This is a genomic window from Nocardia otitidiscaviarum NBRC 14405 (assembly GCF_000308635.1).
Lineage (GTDB): Bacteria > Actinomycetota > Actinomycetes > Mycobacteriales > Mycobacteriaceae > Nocardia > Nocardia otitidiscaviarum.
In genome coordinates, this window is record NZ_BAGD01000068.1 from 41,254 (window position 1) to 59,958 (window position 18,705).

Annotated in this window: 17 protein-coding genes; 7 read left to right on the plus strand and 10 right to left on the minus strand. The window is 67.7% G+C overall.

Annotated features, from left to right (window positions below):
• Window positions 1-112: 112 nt before the first annotated feature.
• From ON31_RS13535 to ON31_RS13545, 3 genes are all read right to left on the minus strand, one after another.
• The gene (locus ON31_RS13535; RefSeq protein WP_051037199.1) at window positions 113-520 is read right to left on the minus strand and encodes a YybH family protein; all 408 of its coding nucleotides are present in this window, start codon (window positions 518-520) and stop codon (window positions 113-115) included.
• A 41-nt stretch (window positions 521-561) separates the two neighbouring features.
• Window positions 562-1,188, minus strand: coding sequence for a TetR/AcrR family transcriptional regulator (locus ON31_RS13540; RefSeq protein WP_039813608.1), 627 nt, complete (start codon window positions 1,186-1,188; stop codon window positions 562-564).
• A gap of 142 nt (window positions 1,189-1,330) precedes the next feature.
• Entirely contained in the window at window positions 1,331-3,202 is a 1,872-nt protein-coding gene (locus tag ON31_RS13545) for a Na+/H+ antiporter (protein WP_039813611.1), read from the minus strand.
• A 530-nt stretch (window positions 3,203-3,732) separates the two neighbouring features.
• Here ON31_RS13545 and ON31_RS36640 point away from each other — a divergent pair.
• A complete protein-coding gene (locus ON31_RS36640) occupies window positions 3,733-4,647 on the plus strand; it encodes a hypothetical protein (protein WP_147287210.1) in 915 nt (304 codons plus the stop codon).
• Window positions 4,644-4,841, plus strand: coding sequence for a hypothetical protein (locus ON31_RS13550; RefSeq protein WP_115061662.1), 198 nt, complete (start codon window positions 4,644-4,646; stop codon window positions 4,839-4,841). Before ON31_RS36640 ends, ON31_RS13550 begins: the two co-directional genes overlap by 4 nt.
• A gap of 210 nt (window positions 4,842-5,051) precedes the next feature.
• Here the strand turns inward: ON31_RS13550 and ON31_RS13555 are convergent, their stop codons facing one another.
• From ON31_RS13555 to ON31_RS13575, 5 genes are all read right to left on the minus strand, one after another.
• Complete coding sequence (locus ON31_RS13555) at window positions 5,052-6,383, minus strand: pyridoxal-phosphate dependent enzyme (RefSeq protein ID WP_039813617.1); 1,332 nt, start codon at window positions 6,381-6,383, stop codon at window positions 5,052-5,054.
• Window positions 6,383-7,831, minus strand: a complete 1,449-nt coding sequence (locus ON31_RS13560) for a type III PLP-dependent enzyme domain-containing protein (RefSeq protein ID WP_039813620.1) — start codon at window positions 7,829-7,831, stop codon at window positions 6,383-6,385. The genes ON31_RS13555 and ON31_RS13560 overlap by 1 nt, the downstream gene beginning before the upstream one ends.
• The gene (locus ON31_RS13565) at window positions 7,828-9,090 is read right to left on the minus strand and encodes a heavy-metal-associated domain-containing protein (protein WP_039813623.1); all 1,263 of its coding nucleotides are present in this window, start codon (window positions 9,088-9,090) and stop codon (window positions 7,828-7,830) included. Before ON31_RS13565 ends, ON31_RS13560 begins: the two co-directional genes overlap by 4 nt.
• Window positions 9,087-10,391 (minus strand): aminotransferase class V-fold PLP-dependent enzyme, encoded by a 1,305-nt coding sequence (locus tag ON31_RS13570; RefSeq protein WP_255222089.1) that lies wholly within the window; start codon window positions 10,389-10,391, stop codon window positions 9,087-9,089. Before ON31_RS13570 ends, ON31_RS13565 begins: the two co-directional genes overlap by 4 nt.
• Window positions 10,392-10,521: 130 nt before the next feature.
• Window positions 10,522-11,049: a DUF2599 domain-containing protein gene (locus ON31_RS13575; protein ID WP_039813625.1), complete on the minus strand. Its 528-nt coding sequence runs from the start codon at window positions 11,047-11,049 to the stop codon at window positions 10,522-10,524.
• 252 nt (window positions 11,050-11,301) lie between these two features.
• Here ON31_RS13575 and ON31_RS13580 point away from each other — a divergent pair, with 252 nt between their 5' ends.
• The gene (locus ON31_RS13580; RefSeq protein ID WP_081592426.1) at window positions 11,302-11,745 is read left to right on the plus strand and encodes an HAD family hydrolase; all 444 of its coding nucleotides are present in this window, start codon (window positions 11,302-11,304) and stop codon (window positions 11,743-11,745) included.
• Window positions 11,746-11,826: 81 nt separating this feature from the next.
• On the opposite strand, the gene ON31_RS13585 is transcribed toward ON31_RS13580, so the two are convergent.
• Window positions 11,827-13,560, minus strand: coding sequence for a GMC oxidoreductase (locus tag ON31_RS13585; RefSeq protein WP_039813627.1), 1,734 nt, complete (start codon window positions 13,558-13,560; stop codon window positions 11,827-11,829).
• Between the two features lie 93 nt (window positions 13,561-13,653).
• On the opposite strand from ON31_RS13585, the gene ON31_RS13590 reads away from it, so the two are divergent.
• The 4 genes from ON31_RS13590 (at window position 13,654) to ON31_RS13605 (ending at window position 17,959) form a co-directional block, all read left to right on the plus strand.
• Window positions 13,654-14,340, plus strand: coding sequence for a MerR family transcriptional regulator (locus ON31_RS13590; RefSeq protein ID WP_039813629.1), 687 nt, complete (start codon window positions 13,654-13,656; stop codon window positions 14,338-14,340).
• Between the two features lie 187 nt (window positions 14,341-14,527).
• The gene (locus ON31_RS13595; RefSeq protein WP_039813632.1) at window positions 14,528-15,847 is read left to right on the plus strand and encodes a phthiocerol/phthiodiolone dimycocerosyl transferase family protein; all 1,320 of its coding nucleotides are present in this window, start codon (window positions 14,528-14,530) and stop codon (window positions 15,845-15,847) included.
• Window positions 15,848-15,916: 69 nt separating this feature from the next.
• Entirely contained in the window at window positions 15,917-17,143 is a 1,227-nt protein-coding gene (locus ON31_RS13600; RefSeq protein WP_039813635.1) for a cytochrome P450, read from the plus strand.
• A 6-nt stretch (window positions 17,144-17,149) separates the two neighbouring features.
• Window positions 17,150-17,959, plus strand: coding sequence for a hypothetical protein (locus tag ON31_RS13605; protein WP_147287211.1), 810 nt, complete (start codon window positions 17,150-17,152; stop codon window positions 17,957-17,959).
• Here ON31_RS13605 and ON31_RS38680 read toward each other — a convergent pair.
• Complete coding sequence (locus tag ON31_RS38680) at window positions 17,940-18,689, minus strand: IclR family transcriptional regulator (protein WP_039813641.1); 750 nt, start codon at window positions 18,687-18,689, stop codon at window positions 17,940-17,942. The genes ON31_RS13605 and ON31_RS38680 overlap by 20 nt on opposite strands.
• Between the last annotated feature and the right edge of the window lie 16 nt (window positions 18,690-18,705).

The window sequence follows — 18,705 nt, forward strand, 5'->3', positions numbered from 1 at the left end:
TGGGATTGGCGCGCGAGGTCATAGCGGTTGTGGGCGTGGCGCGGGGGAAACACGCGCTACCAGCGGTATCGGGTGGCATCCGAAATGCCCGAATTCGCACAATTCGTCATGATCATTTCGGCGTCGAGGGGGCTGCCGGATGATCTTGTCCGTCCGGCTGATCCGGGGCGAACGGCCACTCTTCGAAGTGAACGCACCGACCGGTGGGGTCGAAGCGCAGGACCCACAGGTCCCGCCACGAGGCCGGGGTGTCGCGCAGGTACTCGACGCCGACGCGCGCCACGGCGGTGTCGTCGTCCACCGCGATCACCTCGGCGGTCATGGTGAAGGGTTCGTCGGGACCGTCACGCCCCGCTTCCCAGAAGGCGGCGATCGCCGCGTGGCCGGTGATCGGCGTCGCCCACGGGGACACGTAGTACTCGGCCGCGTCCGCGAACAATTCGCGCACGGCGGCGGTTCCCGCTGTGCGCCAAGCCAGTTCGTAGCCCTCGATCCACTGCTGCACTGCCGCGCGGTCCATGTCCGCGACGCTACGCCCTCGGCGCGCTGCTCGGGCCGGATCTAGTCGCGGTACATGCGCCGGTAGGCCCAGATGGTCGCCACCAGATGGTCGACGATCTGCTCGCGGCTGGCGCGCAGCGTGCCGTTCAACCACGCCGAGAACATGCCCGCGTTGCCGCTGGCCATGGTCACCGCGGCCAGCCGCCGGCGAACCGGATCCTCGATATGGCTGAACAGATGGTCCTGGATGAGCCGGGTGAACGCGGGCATCACCGAGATGGTGGTCGCGCCCAGCCCGGTGCTCGAGTACGGCTCGACGAGGAACAGCCGGGACTTGCGCGGATCTTGGAGCACCTTGTCCACCAGTACCTCCGACAGGGCACGGTCGCGGGCCGGATCGTCGGCCACCGCGTAGGCGGTCATCGGCTCGAGGAACTCGTCGGCGATCTGGCGGTACAGCACGTCGAGCAGTTCGTCTCGGCTGCTGAACGATTCGTAGAAATAGCGGTCGGTGAGATTGGCCTTGCGGCATACGGCGCGCATGGTGACCGCGCCCGCTCCGGATTCGCCGATCAGATCGAGCGCGGCGTCCAGGAGCGCGGCACGCCGCGCCTCACGGCGTTCGGTGAGGGTCGTGCCACCCCAGAGGCGGGGCTCGGCGTCGGAGGGCTGCTGACCTGTCTGCACCGGGAACAGCGTAGTGCCCGGCCGGGACGGACCGCGCACGCCCGGTGCGCGGGGGCGGTCGCGCCCGCGGGACCCACCGCGCCGACGCCGCCCGGGTGTCGCCTCCGTCCGACCGGGACCGCCGCGCCTGGCTGTCGAGCGGCTATCCCAGCAGTTCGTCCACGTAGCACCAGCGCCAGCTCTCACCCGGCTCCACGCTGCGGATCACCGGATGCCCGGTGGCTTCGAAATGCCTGGTGGCGTGATTGCCTGGCGAGGACTCGCAGCAGGCGATATGCCCGCAGGCCAGGCACATGCGCAGATGCACCCACACCAAGCCCTCGGCGACGCATTCGGCACAGCTGTCGGGAGTGTCGGGCCGGGCGGTCTGCGGGGCGTCGCGCAGGTGCTCGCAGTCGCCGCCGCCCACCCCGGCCACCATGGTCTCCGGACCGTCGTCCTCGGCCTCGGTGACGCGGGCCAGCGTGGACTCCTCCATATCCAGCAGTGCCATCACATGCTGGAGCACCTCGTGATCGAGGGTGCCGGTATCGCGCACCCGTAGCACCACGTCGCGTTCGGCCGCCAGCATGGCCAGCCGCAGCCGCCGATACTCCCCGCCGGGGGTGATGCGGTCGGATTCGGAGCGGCCCAACAGTTCCCACGCGGCCTGCGCCCGCTGGACGGCCTGCCCGCGCAGCCCCTCGACGATCTGCGGCGGTGTGGCGTCGGTGACGTGCGCGTCGAGCGCCGTGAGCCCGGCCGAGGTGGCCTGTTGCAGCAGCGCCGCCTCCTGGAGCCGGTCCTCGGCGCGGCTGGGTCCGCGCAGTCGTAGCGCGCGCACCACCCAGGGCAGCGAAACCCCTTGCAGCAGCAGCGTTCCGCCCACCACCACCACCAGCGCGAGCAGGCGCAGTGTCGCCAGTTCCGGGGTGTCGGCGGGCAACAGCATGGCGGCCGCCAGTGTCACCACGCCGCGCATCCCCGCCCACGACACCACGGCCGCGCCGGTCGGCTGCGGCCTCGGTTTGCCGCGCCGTCTGCCCTCCATCCACCAGGCGACGTAGGTGGCGGGGAAGACCCAGACCGGCCGGGCGAGCATCACCGTCGCCAGCACCCCGGCGCACGCGATGAGCAGGGTGCCGTGTGCGAGCCCGCTGTTCCAGGCGTCCTCCACGATATGGCGCACCTGCAAACCGATCAGCAGGAACACCCCGCTCTCCAGAATGAACTGGATGGTGCGCCAGTTGGTGCGCTCGGCGATCCGCGAGGCCGCGCTCTGCCACACCGGCGCACCGTGGCCGAGAATCAGACCGCAGGTCACCACGGCGATCACCCCGGAGGAGTGCACCGCCTCGGCGGGCAGGTACGCCGCGAACGGCGCCAGCAGCGACAGACTGGTATCGAGCACCGGATCGGTGATGCGTCGCCGCAGAAAGGCCAGCACCGCCGCCGCGACCAGACCGATCACCGCACCCCCGACCGCGGCCAGCAGGAAGTCGGCCCCCGCCTCCCACAGGCTCACCGCCCCCGCCATGGCCGCGATGGCCGTGCGCAGCGTCACCAGCGCCGTGGCGTCGTTGAACAGCGACTCACCCTCGAGCAGGGTGACGAGACGCCGCGGCATCCCCACCCGTCGCGCGATGGCGATGGCCGCGACCGCGTCCGGCGGCGCCACCACCGCCCCGATGGCCACCGCCGCGGCGAATGGCACCGGCAGCAGCACCATCACCACCACCGCCACCGCGAAGGTGGTGAACAGCACCAACCCCACCGACAGCAGCGTGATCGACACCTTCTTGGGCCGAAAGTCGATGAGCGAGGTGCTGATCGCGGTCGTGTACAGCAGCGGTGGCAGCAACCCGAGCAACACCAGCTCCGGATCCAACCCCACCTCGGGAACGAACGGCAGATACGACGCCACCACCCCGGCCACCGTCAACACCAGCGGCTCGGCCACCCCGATCCGCCGCGCGAACGCGGCCAGCGCCACCGCCGCCGCAATCAACCCGACCAGTCCGAATGCCAGCTCCACGCGAATATCCTGCCAGCCGCGTCAGCTCCTTCCGTGCAGCGCCGTTGCCTGCGGTGATGGCGGGGCCGACGACGTTCGGTCGCACGCGCACACGAGGAGCGGACACCGCACCCGCGTCACCGCCGTTGCCGCGTCCCCACCTGCGCGATCCACTCCACCGCGCTGGACATCACCGACGCCGCCGAAGGGCACCCAGTCGACCCGGACGACCGCCACCATCACCGCCTGGATCTCGCCTCCCGCGCTGTGTTCCCCGCCAGCCCGGCCTGACACGGCCGCGCATCGGATCACTCGCCGAATGACCAGCGGTTTCGAGACTCTTCCGATCACCTCTCCGCCACGCCAGGGGTGAGCACCTCCTTGGCGGCCTTGTCCCACGTCACGCCCGTCCTCCCGGACTCCGGCAGGACTCCGCGAGGGGGCGTCCTCCGGATCAATACGATCCTTATCAGGGTTGGTTCTGATGCAGAATCGTTGGCAGGGATCCGGAGTCCAATCCAGAGTCGGAAGGTGTCGCGGAGGTTCTATCTGTGTGGATTTCTCGATTGATACGCGATAGCTCAGGCCGGATCGTTCATAGCTTCGTCGAGTTCGCTGAGCACAGTAAAACCTTCACTGACGACAAGACGGGGAAGCTCCGCAATCTGCTCGATGGAGCAGATGTGCAGGATGCACAGGGCGCCGACCGGATCAGGAAATCGATAAATGGTGGAGCTGAGGGAGGATCGGAGCCGCCGTCGGTGGCATCGTTCATGCAACCGCATACTTCGGGCAGGAATCTTTACATCCCCGACCTGTCATCCATGCCGCCGCTGGGTGAATTCATCCGCGGGTCGCCTGCCGATGGCAAGAAACTTCTGGCTTCACTCTCCGGACTGAATCGACGATACGGCCCCTACGATGTACACATCGCTCAGGCAAAATATTTGGACGATGCAGTAGGTTTCAACTACCACGCCTCGATCCGGGACCCTGACAACGGGATTGTTGGTATACTCGAGCGGAAAATCTATCAGGATGACAAGGGTCGCATCGTTGTCGATAATCGTGTGATGGATCTTGACGAGGATGCCACCGGTCAGGGGTTCGCCACCGCCTTCAACTCCGCGATGGAGGGCTACTACCGGAGATCCGGCGTGGATCGGATCACGGTTTTTGCAACAGACGACGGAGGGTACGTTTGGGCGCGTGCAGGATACGACTTCGATACGAATCCAGATCTACTGAAAGAGTCCGTTTCCTCGATCACGGACAAGATTCGAAACATATACAACAATTGTTCGCCCGCTGACCGGGTGCAACTCGACGACATGTTGCGTAGATTCGAAGGTCGAGTGATCGAGTATCCGTCACCGAACGAACTCGCGAGTTTGACCGGTGATGATCGTGAACTCGGCAAGACATTGATGAAAAATACAGCATGGTACGGAGTGAGGGTCCTGTGAATGTGACGCCCGAAGAGGAAGAGTTCATCCGCGCACGCAGCAAGGCTATGGCCGACGAGTTCATGTCTTTCGTGACATCTCGCGCGCTGGACATGGATATGGACACGTGGCCGGATAGCGACCGTAGAGAATTCGAGATCCGAAACCGTACCCTGATAGAGGAATGGAAACGCAGGGCGCGAGAGTTGCCGTAGCCACCCAAAGCAGTTTCCGGAGGCCGAGTCGTTGCTGGCGGCTGTCCTTCGCCTGCATTCACCGTCGGCGATTTTCGAAGTCGACTACACGTATTGATCTTTTCAACCAAATCCGGCAACGGTGCGCTCGGCGATCAGGGCGGCCTCGTACTCGGCCATGAGTACGAACATTGGCGGGCCGTGTCGTCCGATCTCGCGGCGTGATCTCGGTCAGGTCTCGAGTCTGGGTGCCGATTCCATCGGTTTGCCGCTGTCCCGCCAGGCAGTGACGCCGCCCGCCAGGCTGCTGGCGTCGTAGCCGGCGCGACGGGCGAGGGCGGCGTAGTGGCGGGAGACCTCGCCGATCGGGCAGAGGAAGACCAGGGGGCGGGAGCGGGGGAAGGGGACGGTGTGGGTGAGCATGTCGTCGAGTTGGTCGTCGCGGATATTGATGGCGCCGGGGACGTGGGCGATGCGGTAGGCCATGGCACCGCGGGTGTCGACCAGGGTGGGGCGGGCGGTGCGGTCCAGTTCTTCCAGTTCGTCGGGGGTGAGGGTGGGGGTGGCGGCGAGTTCCTCCGGGGTGGGCGGGGTGCGGTGGCGGGCGGGTGCGCCGAACAGGTCGGGGCGGCGTTTGCGGATGTAGGACAGGTACGGTTCGAGGCGGTCGCAGACGATGAAGACGGCCACGGTGGGACGTGAGTCGGCGGGGGAGTCGCGCAGTGCGTCCAGGGCCGCCGTGTAGGCGGCACCGCTGGTGGGTCCGGCCAGGACGCCGTACTCGGTGGCCAGGGCGAGGGTTCCGATGATGGCGCGGGCGGAGTCGACGGGCACGATGCGGTCGTAGAATTCGGGCTGGAACAGGCCCACATCCCACATCTCGGTCTCGGAGCGGATACCGGGGATGAAATCGCCGCGTTCGGAGACCACCGCGATGGTGCGCAGTTCCGGATTGTGTTTGCGCAGATAGCTGGCCGCGCCCCGGGTGGAGCCGGTGGTGCCGAGCCCGCCGATCAGATAGTCCACCCTCGTGATGCCGTCACGGGTGAGATCGTCGTGGATCTCACGCCCGGTGCCCTGATAGTGCGCCTCGATATTCTTCTCACTCGTGTACTGCGACGGATGATGGTACGCGCCAGGGGCTTTCGCCATCGTCGCCTCGATCACCGAGTACACGTCATTGGGTGCGGTCGGATCGGGGCACTCCGACAGTCCGGGTAGCTCCTCGATCTCGGTGCCGAACAGCCGCAGCAGCTCCCGCACCTCGTCGACCTTGATCCGATTGGTGACCGCCCGCAGCCCCACCCCGTGCACGGCCCCGAGAATTCGCAACGCCTTCGCGGTATTGCCGCTGGACGCCTCGATGAGACTCTGCCCGCGTGCCACGATCTCGTCGAGTTCGTCGCGGATCATGCCCCACGCCACCCGGTCCTTCACCGACCCGAACGGGTTGCAGGATTCGAGTTTCGCGTACAGCTCGACATGTTCGAGCCCGTGTACGGCGGGGTCGAGCCGCAGCAGCGGCGTATCGCCGATGAGTTCGGTGATGTGGTCGTAGCGCATCACGCCTCCCTCGATCCGGCGGCCGCCACGGGCTCGTACTCCTCGTCCCGGCACACCCGGAAGCCGTCACCCCGCTGTGCGACAGCGAGTTTCGGCGGCCTCGGATGCATGGACGCGTTCGCCGCCGAGAGATCCATGTGATAAGCCCCGGTATTGGGGAAGACGATCACATCGCCCGGCCGCGGCCGCCGCGGCAGCCACACCTTGTGATTGGTGATGAGATCGCGCTCCAGGCACAGCCGTCCGGCCAGGAACACCCCGACCGGTGCGTCGCCGTGGTCGGTGTCCGGCACGTCGCCGCCGGGCAGCAGCACCGGATCCACCATCACCTCCTGATCGGCGGGTGTGACGGTGTCCCGGCTGACATCGAGATTCACCAGGGTCGTGTCCGCGGCCACATCCTTGACGAACTCCACCCGGGCGGCGGTGATTCCGGCATGATCGACCAGCGCCTTGCCCGGCTCCAACCAGATGTCGAGCAGATTCTCCGCCGCCAGTCGCGCCATCGCCCGTCCACCGTGCTGTTCGAGTTCCGCGCCGAGCAGATCGGTGAGCATCCGGGTCGCGGGCACGGTATTGGCGTATTTGTGGAACACCGGCGTACCGTGCACGGCACCGCCGTCGAGATGGAAGCCGAAGGTGTTGCCGCCCCAGGTCAACGCCTCACCACGGCCGAGCAGACCGGCCCGCAGCGCCACCACGTAGCGGTCGAAGGCGTCGGCGTCGGAGGTGAACACCTGCCGGAAGCCGCCGCCGATATTCAACACCGTCGGCACGAGGCCGCATGCGTAGGCGCGTTCGGTGAGTGCGAGGCAGGCCTCCACCGCCCGCAGCCGTTCGGCGGGTTCCCCGGAGTCGATATGAAAGGCGAAGCCGCGGAACGTGATCCGGTCCCGATGCGCCGCCAGCAGCGCGAGCGCCTCCTCGGCCTGCCACAGCGGCACTCCGAACCGGCTGACCGGCGTCGCCGGGAAGCCGGACAGGCGCAGCAGCAGCGGCACCGGGGCGTCCGCCAGCTCCGCCAGCCGCCGCACCTCCCACAGATTGTCGGCGTTGACCGTCACCCCGGTGCCAACCAGAGCACGCAGGAACGCTTCCCCTTTCGGCCCGGTCACCTCGATGCGATCCGTCGCGAATCCCGCATCCACCGCGCTCGCCAGCTCGGCCGCCGAGGCGACGTCGATGCCGATGCCCGCCCGTTCGGCGGTGCGGACGAAGGCCCGTGACTGATTCACCTTGTGCGCGTAGCAGATTCGATACCCGGTTCCTTGCTCGTCGAGAACGTCCCGGAAGTGCCCGAGGTTCTCGGCGAACACCTGCGGGAACACCAGATGCGCGGGCGAACCGAACCGCGCCAACGCGTCGGCCACCGCCCCGGGCGCGTCGAGGAACGCGCGGACCAGCGGATGGATCTTGGGCGGCAGGGTCGGCGGTGTGGAAACCGTCATACGGCCGTTTCCGTCGTGGCCGGTGCCGGTGTCTCGACGGTGGGGTTGTAGCCGCTGTCGCGCAGGGCCTCGAAGGCCCGGTGCCGATTGCGTGGGCTACGGAAGTCGGCGAGCACCCGCTTGGACACCAGGTCGATGTCGTGCACCGCGATGCCCATCGATTCCAGTGTGCCGGTGATGGTGCGCACACAGTGCTGGCAGTTCATATCCGGCACCCAGAACACCCGGTCCTCGGCGGACAGCTCCGCATCGCCGGTCTCGGCATCCGAGGTCGTCTCCGCGATGGTGAGCCGCGAGGCGATGGCGCAGAACAGTTCGGTGAACCGGTCCACGACCGTCGGCAGGATGCTGTAATGCTCGCCCTCGATCTGATGCGGCATGGCGGCCAGGCAGGCCGGGCGGGTGCCGGGCGGCAGCAGCGCGTACTGGCGCGAGATGAGGTCGAGTTCGTCGTGATACTTCTCGATGGCGGCCGCCACGCTCAACCCCTCGACCGCGGTGGCGCGGCGCATGATCCGGTGGGCGTCGGCGATGGTGGCGTCCTTCATGGCGCGCAGCGTGGCCACCGTGTCGGCGGAGTAGCGCACGGTGCCGTCGGGTTGCGCGGCCAGCGTCACCGCGATCATGCCGCGCCGATAGGTCGACGCCTGCTGCTCCCAGTACCACCGGGTAGCGACCGCCCCGTAGATGCCGGAATCACGCATGCCGACCGCGAACTCCACCGGGGTCCGATAGGGCGTCCACCGTGCCAGCAGCGCATGCTGCGCCAGCGCCCGCCCGGTGGCCTCGATGCCGACCCGGAAGATGTCGATGGGGTCGTGATCGGTGGTGGTGCCGTCGAGCACCGCACGGTCCCGCTCCGACAGCAGTGAGATCCGTTGCGCCAGAGCCTCGTCGGCGGCCAGGGCGTGCCACAGCGTCAGCACGGTCTCGCGCATGGCGATGGGCACGATCGGCCCCAGCCCTCCGGAGTGGTAGTGCCCGGTGTTGGGGATTCCGTCGCTGTCGGTCCACGCGATACGATGCGTCGCCGAGGTGACCTGATCGGGACGGCACGGCTTCATGAACCGCCCCAGATACAATCGCTGTGACAGCGTCAGATGCGAGCCGGGCTCGGAACGCATCGGCGCGCAGGTGTATTCGAGCCGCAGCCGCGGCGGCAACTCGGCCGTCGCGAACAGTCCGGGGCGGGCCAGTGTCGCCAGCACGCGGGAGGCCGCGCGGCGGTCGTAGCGGGGGTCGTGCCCGTTCATCGTCATCGGACCTCCGTGGCTATGGTGGCGACGCGCTCGGTGAAGCGGTCGATGTCATCGACGGTGGTGTAGACGTGCGCGCTGACGCGTACCGAATCCTCGTCCCGCCCGACGGTGTCGGCGGGGACGCAGTGCGCGCCGGTGCGGACCAGGAAACCGTACTCGCTCAACACGAATCCCAGATCGGTGGCGGAGATGCCGGGCAGCGTGAACGACACTGTGCCGTAACCGGTTTCGCACGGGGCGTGGGCGGGGCCGGGGAGGAACTCCAGATCGGGAATGGTGCGCAGGCCCGCGATCAGGCGCTGGGTGAGCGCCCGGTTGTGGGCGGCGATGGCGTCGAGCCCGAATCCGTCGAGCACGTCCAGGGCCGCGCCGAGGGCGAGGATGCCCGGAATATTCTGGGTGCCGCCCTCCAGCAGCCGCGGCATGGCCCCCGCGCGCAGCATCGCGTCACCGTGCGGTTGAGCGTTGCCGTGCGAGGGCGGAAGGTCCAGCGCGACAGCGGAATTGCCGCCCGGCAGGAACGGGGTGAGTTCCGGATGGCGGCGGCGTCGGCAGTACAGCACCCCGGTACCCGGTGTGCCGAACATCTTGTGGGCGGAGAACACCGCGAAGTCGGCGTCCAGCTCGGTGACGTCGACCGGCAGATGCCCGCCGCTCTGGCTGCAGTCGAAGCACAGCGCGATGCCCGGATCGATTCGCCCCCGCAGTTCCTCGAGCGTGGTCAGCGCCCCGAAGACGTGATGCAGATGCGCGACCGTGATGAGCCGGGTGCGCGGGGTGATCGCGGCGGCGAGATGGTCGATATCGGCCTCCCCGAGCGCGGTCACCCGATAGGGCACCAGCCGGATCTCCCGCCCGAAGGCGCGCAGCAGCTGCCGAAGATGGTGCCACGGATAGACATTCGAACCGTGATCGCGCGGGCTGTACAGGATCTCGTCACCGTCGCGCAGGTTGGTCAACGCCCAGGACAGCGCCACCGCGTTGAGTCCGGCCGTCGCCCCGCCGGTGAACACCACCTCGTCGGGTTGGGCGCCCAGGAATCCGGCCATCCGTGCACGCACCCGCTCCAACTCCCTGGTGAGCGTCGTGGCCCACGGGTAGGTGCCGCGCCCGGCGTTGGCGGTCTGCCGGGAGTGATACCGGTCGACGGCCTCGATGACCGGTCGCGGTTTCTGCGTGGTGGAGGCACTGTCGAGGTAGACGGCGGTATCGTCGAGGGCGGGGAACAGCTCCCGCGCACCCGCCAGCGCGGTCTCCCGGGCGAGGTTCGGCCCGGCGGACGGAGTCGCTGATGACCGCACCGTGCCGCTCCCTCCGAGGAGTATGCGCTTCGACGACACCCACGATACGCAACTTTCAGGTTGGACTCGAAGGTTCTCGCGGGCAACCGCTTTCGCCGCGACCGTCTCGTTATGGCCGCCGCGGCGCTGTTCAGCGCTCCGGGCCGCCCGGATTGCACAGCGCGTTCACGGTCTCCTGGTAGCCGACGGCCGGTCGCCACGGCTCCAGGTTCCAGCTCGGCTTGTCGGGGTTCACCAGTCGCGCCCACTCCCAGTGACACCGGAACTGGTCCCACATGCCGGGTGTGTCGGCGTCGGGGGACAGGGTGAGGATCTCCCGCCAGGCCCGGTCGGCGGCGGTCGGGAACCGGTCGGCGCGGCCCGCGTCGGTCGGATAGACGAGCAGCCGACGGCCGTCGACGGCGTCGGTCCATTCGGTGCGGTCGATGAGCGGCATCCCGGCGTACACATCGGGCGGCAGCGTGGTCGGAGCCGCGATATCGGCGGGCGTGGGTGCGGCCAGCGCCTGGACCGGCGGGGCGGGCGGCTCGGAATGTGCTGCCGGTTCCAGCGAACCGATCACCACCGGCGCGGATTCCTGGGACGCACCGCAGCCCGAGAGGGCGAGCGCCGTCGCACCCGCGAGCACTACCCCCGAGAATTTCGTGCGGTGCCGCATGGGCTCCCCCACTTCCTACACTGTTCCGCTGCGGAAACCGACGCTACCAGCGATGAATCCACCATCACTTTTGCGTCAACGCACCCCGCCCCGATTCGGTTCCACTGGTGCTCTGGCCCAGACGGACCATACGATGTCACGCGCAGGGTGCCCTTCGCCACGAGCGCGGCGTCCCGCATCGAGGTATCCGGATGATTGCTCGACGTGTGAAGGCAGGAGATGTCACCGACTGTGAAATGTCTTGTCTGGGAAGTGGACAAGACCCTGTGGGACGGGGTGGTGAGCGATTCCACCAGTGGAGCGCTGCGCCCCGACGCGGTACGGGCCCTGCGCATACTGGGGGAGCGTGGCATCCTGCACGCGGTCGCCAGCCGCGGTGAATGGTCGTGGACCGACGCGGAGCTGCGCCGCCACGGACTGCACGACCGCTTCGCGGTCATCGAGGTGGGGTGGGGCCGCAAGTCCGCCGCCATCGGCCGTATCGCTCAGACCCTCGGACTGCACCTGGACAATATCGGCTATATCGACGCCGAACCGCTCGAACGCAGCGAGGTCGCCCACGCCCTGCCGCAGGTCCGCTGCTACGCGGCGCGGCATGTGGACGTGCTGTCGGCTCTGCAGGAGTTCCGCGCCCCGGCCGGCACCGCGCCGCCGCCCACCTCCCCGATGGGTTTCGCGCACGTCTTCGGCAGCTGATCCGGCAGCGGCGGGGCGGTCAGCCGCCGAACGGCATCCGGTGCGAGCGTGCACACCGTGCACGCTCGCACCGTGGTCGATTCAGGCGGGCGTCGACTCGGACTGCCCGCCGCCGCGGATCTCCACGATCGGCAGTACCAGCGCCGCCGGAGCCGACGCCGGGACCACCGGCTGCTTCGGTGCCACGGGTGCGATGCGCCGGTAACCCCGCCCCTGCTCCGGGCGGGTATCGGCCTCGCCCTTGTTGGGCCACATGGCCGCCGCGCGTTCGGCCTGCGCGGTGATGGTGAGCGACGGGTTCACGCCCAGGTTCGCCGACACCGCCGCACCGTCCACCACGCTCAGCGTCGGATAGCCGTACACCCGGTGGTAGGGGTCGATGACGCCGTGGTCGGGATCCGCGCCGATGGCCGCACCGCCCAGGAAGTGCGCGGTGAGCGGGATGTTGAACACCTCGCCCCAGGAGCCGCCCGCCACGCCGCCGATCTTGTCGGCCACCCGTCGCGTCACCTCGTTGCCGACCGGGATCCAGGTCGGATTGGGTTCCCCATGGCCCTGTTTCGAAGTCAGCTTGCGGCCGAACAGGCCGCGCTTGGTGTAGGTGGTGATGGAATTGTCGAGGTGCTGCATCACCAGCGAGATGATGGTGCGCTCGCTCCAGTTCTTCACGCTCAGGAACTGCACCAGCATCAGCGGATGCAACAGCACCGTCCACAGGAAGCGCAGCCAGCGCGGCACCCGGCCGCCGCCGTCCACCATGAGGGTCTGCAGCAGGCCCATGGCATTGGAGCCCTTGCCGTAGCGCACCGGTTCGATATGGGTGTCGGGCGTGGGATGGATGGATGAGGTGATGGCGACGCCGCGGGTGAAGTCGCGGTCGGGATTCACTTTCCGGGTGGCCGCGCCGACGATGGACTCGGAGTTGGTGCGGGTGAGCACGCCCAGCCGATCGGACAGGCCCGGCAGCACACCCTTGTCGCGCATGGCGAACAGCAGCTTCTGGGTGCCGCGCGTGCCCGCCGCCAGCACGACGTTGGCGGCGGTGTAGGTCTTGGGCTGCTTGCGCAGCAGCGCGCCCGTGCGGGTGGTGTCGACGTCCCAGGTGCCGTCCGGCAGCGGGCGCAGCGCCTTGACCGTGGTCATCGGGACGATCTGTGCCCCGGCCCGCTCCGCGAGGTACAGGTAGTTCTTGACCAGGGTGTTCTTGGCGTTGTGGCGGCAGCCGGTCATGCACTCGCCGCATTCGATGCAGCCGGTGCGGTCGGGGCCGACGCCGCCGAAGAACGGGTCGGCGACGGTTGTGCCCGGCTCGCCGAAGAAGACGCCCACCGGGGTCTGGACGAAGGTGTCGCCCACGCCCATATCGTCGGCGACCTGCTTGAACACCTCGTCGGCGGGGGTCAGGTGCGGGTTCTGCACCACGCCGAGCATCTTGCGCGCCTGCTCGTAGTAGGGCATGAGTTCGTCGCGCCAGTCGGTGATATCGCGCCACTGGGCGTCGGTGAAGAACGGCTCCGGCGGTACGTACAGCGTATTGGCGTAGTTGAGCGATCCGCCGCCCACGCCCGCGCCCGCGAGGATCAGCACATTGCGCAGCGGATGGATGCGCTGGATGCCGTAGCAGCCCAGGGCCGGTGCCCACAGGAATTTCCGGAGATCCCAACTGGTGTCGGGCAGTTCGTCGTCGGCGTAGCGTTGCCCGGCCTCCAGGATGCCGACCCGGTATCCCTTCTCGACCAGGCGCAGCGCGGTGACGCTGCCGCCGAATCCGGATCCGACGATGAGCACGTCGAAATCGGTTTCGCGCTGGGACATGCGGAACTCCTCGGTGTCGGCGGTGACGCGCGTTACGCTAACGCGGACAGTTACCACTGTCAACGAAGGTCGTCCTGACTCTATGCTGGGCCGGTGCCTCGCTTCAGCCGTACTCAACTCGCCGATCTGAGCGGTATCCCGGCGCGCACCATCCGCTACTACCACTCGCTCGGCCTGCTGCCGAAACCCGGCCGGGCCGGGAAAGAGGTCGTCTACGGCGACGACCACCTGGAACGGCTGCGCGACATCGCCGCCATGCGGGCGCGCGGCCTGCGCCTCGACGCCATTCGCGAGGTTCTCGCCACCGATACCGTGGCGGCGGACTGGCGGACCCTGTTCGACCCGCGCCACTCGGTCTCCGCCGATCAGGTCGTGGACATCTCCGACGAGGCGCTGTCGGATCTACTCGGCGACCGCCGCACCGAGATCCTCGACGACCTGATCGCCGCCAACTATCTGGAACGGCGCGCGGACGGCTGGCGGGTGCCGGATCTGCCCATGCTCAAGGGCGCGCTGATCCTCTACGACATCGGCACCGACATCACCCTCAGCGGCGCACTGCGCAAACTCATCCGCGCACATATCGCCGACCTGGCCGACGAGATGGCGCGCACCTTCCGCGACGCGGCCGCCACCAGCTACGGCGGCGAGGGCCTCGGCACCGACCTGATGCGCTTCCGCGACCGCTTCCGGGCGGCGGCGTGGGAGGTCGGCGGGGCGACCCTCGCCGACGAGATCGAGCGTGCGGTCAGGGAACTCGACGCGGACGCGGAGCGCTGACTGCTCGCGTGCCACCAGACGAGCCGCGTCGTCACCCATGATCGTTCGGTCGAGGACGGTCGGCGCCAAATCCGCACGGCCACATGCAAAACGCGACGCCCTGACGCAGCGGCTCGGAATGCCGTGACGCGGGAGCTGTGTGTATGTTCGGTGCGGCAAGTTCTCTGTACGGAAGCACGGTTCACGCATGACCACACCACGCCCCCTGACGCCCTTCGAGCTGGCTCATTTCGACCGCGAGGCCCAACTGGGCAGCGTGCCGAAAGCCGAAGTGGCCCTGTACATCGGGACTACGGTGCGCGGGGAGATCGACGTCGAGATTCTGCGTCGGGTGCTGGCCGAACTCGCCGCGGGGCATGCCGTACTGCGTGCGGTTGTCGTCCGTGCCGCCGATGGCGGGCTGGGGTTCGTTCTGCGGGAGGACTATCAGCCACCGCTGGAGATCCGGGCGGGCGGAGACGACGAGTACCAGTCGCTCATCAACAGCAAACATGACTGGGGGGAAGGGCTTTTCAAGGGATATCTGCTGCGGGACGGCGAGCTCAGCCGCATCGTGTTGGCGGCGCATCATGGTGTCTGCGATGGACGCTCGATGTTTCCGCTGGTGCACGAGATGTGGGAGCGGTACAGCGCCCATCTCGCGGGGCAGCCGCTGCCGTTGTCGGATGTGGACCGCGAGCTGCCCGACGGGGTCGACGCCCAGTTGGCGCGCACGGTCTCCGACGCCGAGCTCGATGCCTTCATGACGCAGCTGGCCGCCATCGCCGCGGCCACCGACCCCGCCACGTCCGCACCGGTTCATCTGCCCATCGACGGCGACGGCATCGGTGACCCGCGCGGACGGTTCACGCTGCGATCGTTGGATTTGAGCGCGGATGACTCCGAGGCGATCGTCACCACCGCCCGCGCACACGGGGTTTCGGTCAACAGCCTGCTCGCCGGTGCCGCCCTGACGGCCCTGCGTACCGAGCTCGATGTCGACTCGGGTCCGGCCATGATGCTCGCCACGCACTGTGTCGATGTGCGGGACCAACTGTCGCCGCCGCTGTCGGGGTCGACCATTCTGAACTGTGTGAGCGGGGTTCCCACACCCGTCTTCGCGAGTGCTGACGCCGATCCGATCGAATTGGCGCGGATTGTCGAGGTCGGCGTGCGGGGCGGCGTCGAGGCCCGGTTCCCGGCCCTGATTCTGCGTGCGCTGTCCCGCGGCATCGATCCCGAGGCCGCGGGGATGCCCACCATCGTGCCGTCGCTGGGGCTGTCCAATATCGGTCGGATGCCTGCCTATCCGATCCCGCCGAACCTCGAGCTCGTGCGCAATTTCGTCTACGGCATGGGTGAGCAGATGCCGCCGACGATGACCATGTTCACGTTGGGCGATCGCCTTACCGTCCAGGTCGACTACGACACGGTCGAACACAGTCATGCGCAGATGGGGCGGGTAACGGAGGCGATGCGCCAGCAGCTGCGGCACCTGTGTGATCTCGCCCCGACGAAAGCGGGATAGCGACCCAGCGCGCACCGTTCGTCGCGAACCGCTCTCCAGTACGAGTCACAGATCGAGGTACGACCCACCATGTCCGAAACATCGACCACCGCCGAGGTGCCCTTCTACCCCATGCCCCGAGCGCATGGCTGTCCCTTCGCGCCGGCCCCCGGAGTCCGCGAGATCGCCGCGGCGGGACCGATTTCCAAGGTGCGGACGTGGGAGGGCAAGACCGCATGGCTGGTGACGGGCCATGCGGAGGCGCGCATGCTGTTCACCCACCCGAATGTACTGCTGGACAACAAACATCCGGAGTTCCCGCATACGAACCCGTCGATGAAAGCGGTCGCGGATTTGAGTCCGCGCACGATGTTGAACTCCGACGGTGCCGAGCATGCACGCTTCCGGCGGATGCTGGCCAAGCCGTTCACGCCGAAGCGACTGGAGACCTTGCGACCGCTGATCCAGAAGCGTGTCGACGAGCGGATCGACGCCATGCTGGCCGCGGGGCGTTCGGCCGATCTGGTCACGGCGCTGGCACTGCCGGTGTCGTCGGAGGTGATCTGTGAGCTGCTCGGCGTCCCGTACGAGGATCACGCGTTCTTCGAATCCCTCACCGCGACCGGGTTCGACTCTGCGACCTCTGTCGAGGAGTCCGCGCAGAACACGCTGCGGATGCTGGACTATCTGAACAAGCTGCTCGTGGCCAAGACCGAGAACCTGGGCGAGGACACACTGTCCGATATGGCCGAACTCGTGGCCGCCGGGGAGCTGCAACCCTGGGAGGCCATTATGGAGGCGGTCGGCCTCCTGGCCGCCGGACACGAGACCACCGCGAACATGATCGCCCTCGGTGTCGCCGCACTGCTGGAGAGTCCCGAGCAGGTGGCGTTGATCCGGGACACCGACGACTCGAAGGTGCTGAGCACCGCGGTCGACGAGCTCGCTCGATACCTGAGCATCCCGCACATCGGGTTGCGGAGAGTCGCGGTCGCCGATATCGCGGTCGCCGATGAGATGATTCGCGCCGGTGACGCGATCATCTTCGATATCGGAGTGGCCAACTGGAGCGAAAGCGTCTTCCCGAACCCGGACCGGATCGACCTGACCCGCTCGAACGCGGCTCAGAACCTCTCCTTCGGCGCCGGCCGCCACAACTGCATCGGCCTGCAATTGGCGCGGATCGAACTCGGCATCACATTGCAGACGCTCTTCCGGCGTATTCCGGATCTGCGGGTGGCTGCGGCGCTCGATGAACTCGATTTCAAGGAGGACGCGATGGTGTACGGCCTCAAGGCGCTACCGGTCGAGTGGTGAGAATTGTTGAGCAGGCGACGAGGGAAGGATACGGACTACCCGCCGTACGAGCGACAAGAGACACTGTCGGCAGCCCAGCAGCATCTCTACGCCGCGCTCGACAAGACCCGTGAGGTGCTCGGGTACTCGAGAAGTCAGGTGGCGGCCGAGTTGAATCTCTCACTCAGCGCGACCGCCAAGAAGTTCCGTGCGGAGCGCCGCTTCGAGAACGAAGAGATCATCGCCCTCGTCAAATTTTTCGGGTTCCCCGCCGTGCTGGGCTTGAAGGTCGCCGATCAGGTCCTCCACGGAATCGTGCCGTTCCGGGCCGGTCGCTGGCCGCCGCAGTTCGCCGCGGGGGATCTCGAACTGCTGAACTCTTTCGCCGGACCCGGAATGTTCATGGAGAGTCCGGTTCTGCACATCATGGCGAAGAACGCTGCGGCAGACGAGTACTTCCCGTGGTTGAAGGTCCCGACCGATGATTGCGGTCCGGTGAATCTGGTCGTCGAGCTGTTCACGAATCCGGGCGCGCTGGACAGCTTCGGCGACACGTGGGACGACATGGCGCGACATGCGGCGATGATGCTCAACATCCTGGCCCCCGGGATTGTCGAGGCGGAGGTCATGGCGGACATCTTCGAGCGGTGTCGAGTGCATCCGAAATTCGACGAGTATCTGAATTTCCTTCCCACCGATCCGGAGATCTTCGCCAAGACCGAGGTGACGGTCAAATGCCCCGATGGTGTTCGTCGTCGTCATATCGTCAAATCGTTGCGGCAGGACTGGCCGGATCCCGAAGCATGGGTGATGACGACTATGGTGCGGGTGGAATAACCGGCCAGCGGCCCGAGCCCAGTTCGCGCGAGATGGTGCGGGCGGCGGTGCGCACCGCGTCCACGACGGTCTCGGGGGCGGGCCAGTCGGCGGTGGGCAGCACCACGCCGACCGCGCCGACGACCGCGCCGGTGTTGTCGAAAATCGCTCCGGCGATACAGGATTCGCCGAGCACGGCCTCGTCTCGCTCGAGGGCGATCCCGGAGTGGGCCACCGGGCGCAGGTGTTCGGCGAGGTCGTCGGCGGTGGTGATGGTGTCGCCGGTCATGCTGCGCAGGGAGCCGGTTTCGGTGCGCGGCAGGAAGGCCAGGATGGCTTTGCCCAGCGCGCTGGCGTGGGCGGGAATCTCGATGCCGAGTTCGGGCATCTGGCGGCTGCCGTCCGGGCTGGGTTCGTGGTGGATGATCACCACGTCGTCGCCGAAGAGCACGCCGACGCGGACCGCGCGGCCGGTGCGGTGGGCGAGGTCGTGCGCCCAGGTGAGGGCGCGGGCGCGCAGATCGAGGGTGTCGAGGTAGACATTGCCCAGGCGCAGCACCGCGGGGCCGAGTTGGTAGCGGCCGCCGCCGTGCTCCTGCACGACCACGCCGTGCGCGGTCAGGGTGCGCACGATGCCGTGCACGGTGGTCGCGGCCAATCCCAGCTCGGCGGCCAACTCGGACAGCGTCATCCGCCGCGCACCCTGGAGGGCGAACAGGATGCGGACGGCGCGGTCGACGGACTGGATCATGCGATCACCTTTCGCG

Coding starts and splice junctions, on each gene's coding strand:
- ON31_RS13575 (WP_039813625.1), bottom strand. CDS start 11,049: ATGCGGCACCGCACGAAATTCTCGGGGGTAGTGCTCGCGGGTGCGACG.
- ON31_RS13555 (WP_039813617.1), bottom strand. CDS start 6,383: ATGCGCTACGACCACATCACCGAACTCATCGGCGATACGCCGCTGCTG.
- ON31_RS13600 (WP_039813635.1), top strand. CDS start 15,917: ATGTCCGAAACATCGACCACCGCCGAGGTGCCCTTCTACCCCATGCCC.
- ON31_RS38680 (WP_039813641.1), bottom strand. CDS start 18,689: ATGATCCAGTCCGTCGACCGCGCCGTCCGCATCCTGTTCGCCCTCCAG.
- ON31_RS13565 (WP_039813623.1), bottom strand. CDS start 9,090: ATGACGATGAACGGGCACGACCCCCGCTACGACCGCCGCGCGGCCTCC.
- ON31_RS13535 (WP_051037199.1), bottom strand. CDS start 520: ATGGACCGCGCGGCAGTGCAGCAGTGGATCGAGGGCTACGAACTGGCT.
- ON31_RS13595 (WP_039813632.1), top strand. CDS start 14,528: ATGACCACACCACGCCCCCTGACGCCCTTCGAGCTGGCTCATTTCGAC.
- ON31_RS13560 (WP_039813620.1), bottom strand. CDS start 7,831: ATGACGGTTTCCACACCGCCGACCCTGCCGCCCAAGATCCATCCGCTG.
- ON31_RS13585 (WP_039813627.1), bottom strand. CDS start 13,560: ATGTCCCAGCGCGAAACCGATTTCGACGTGCTCATCGTCGGATCCGGA.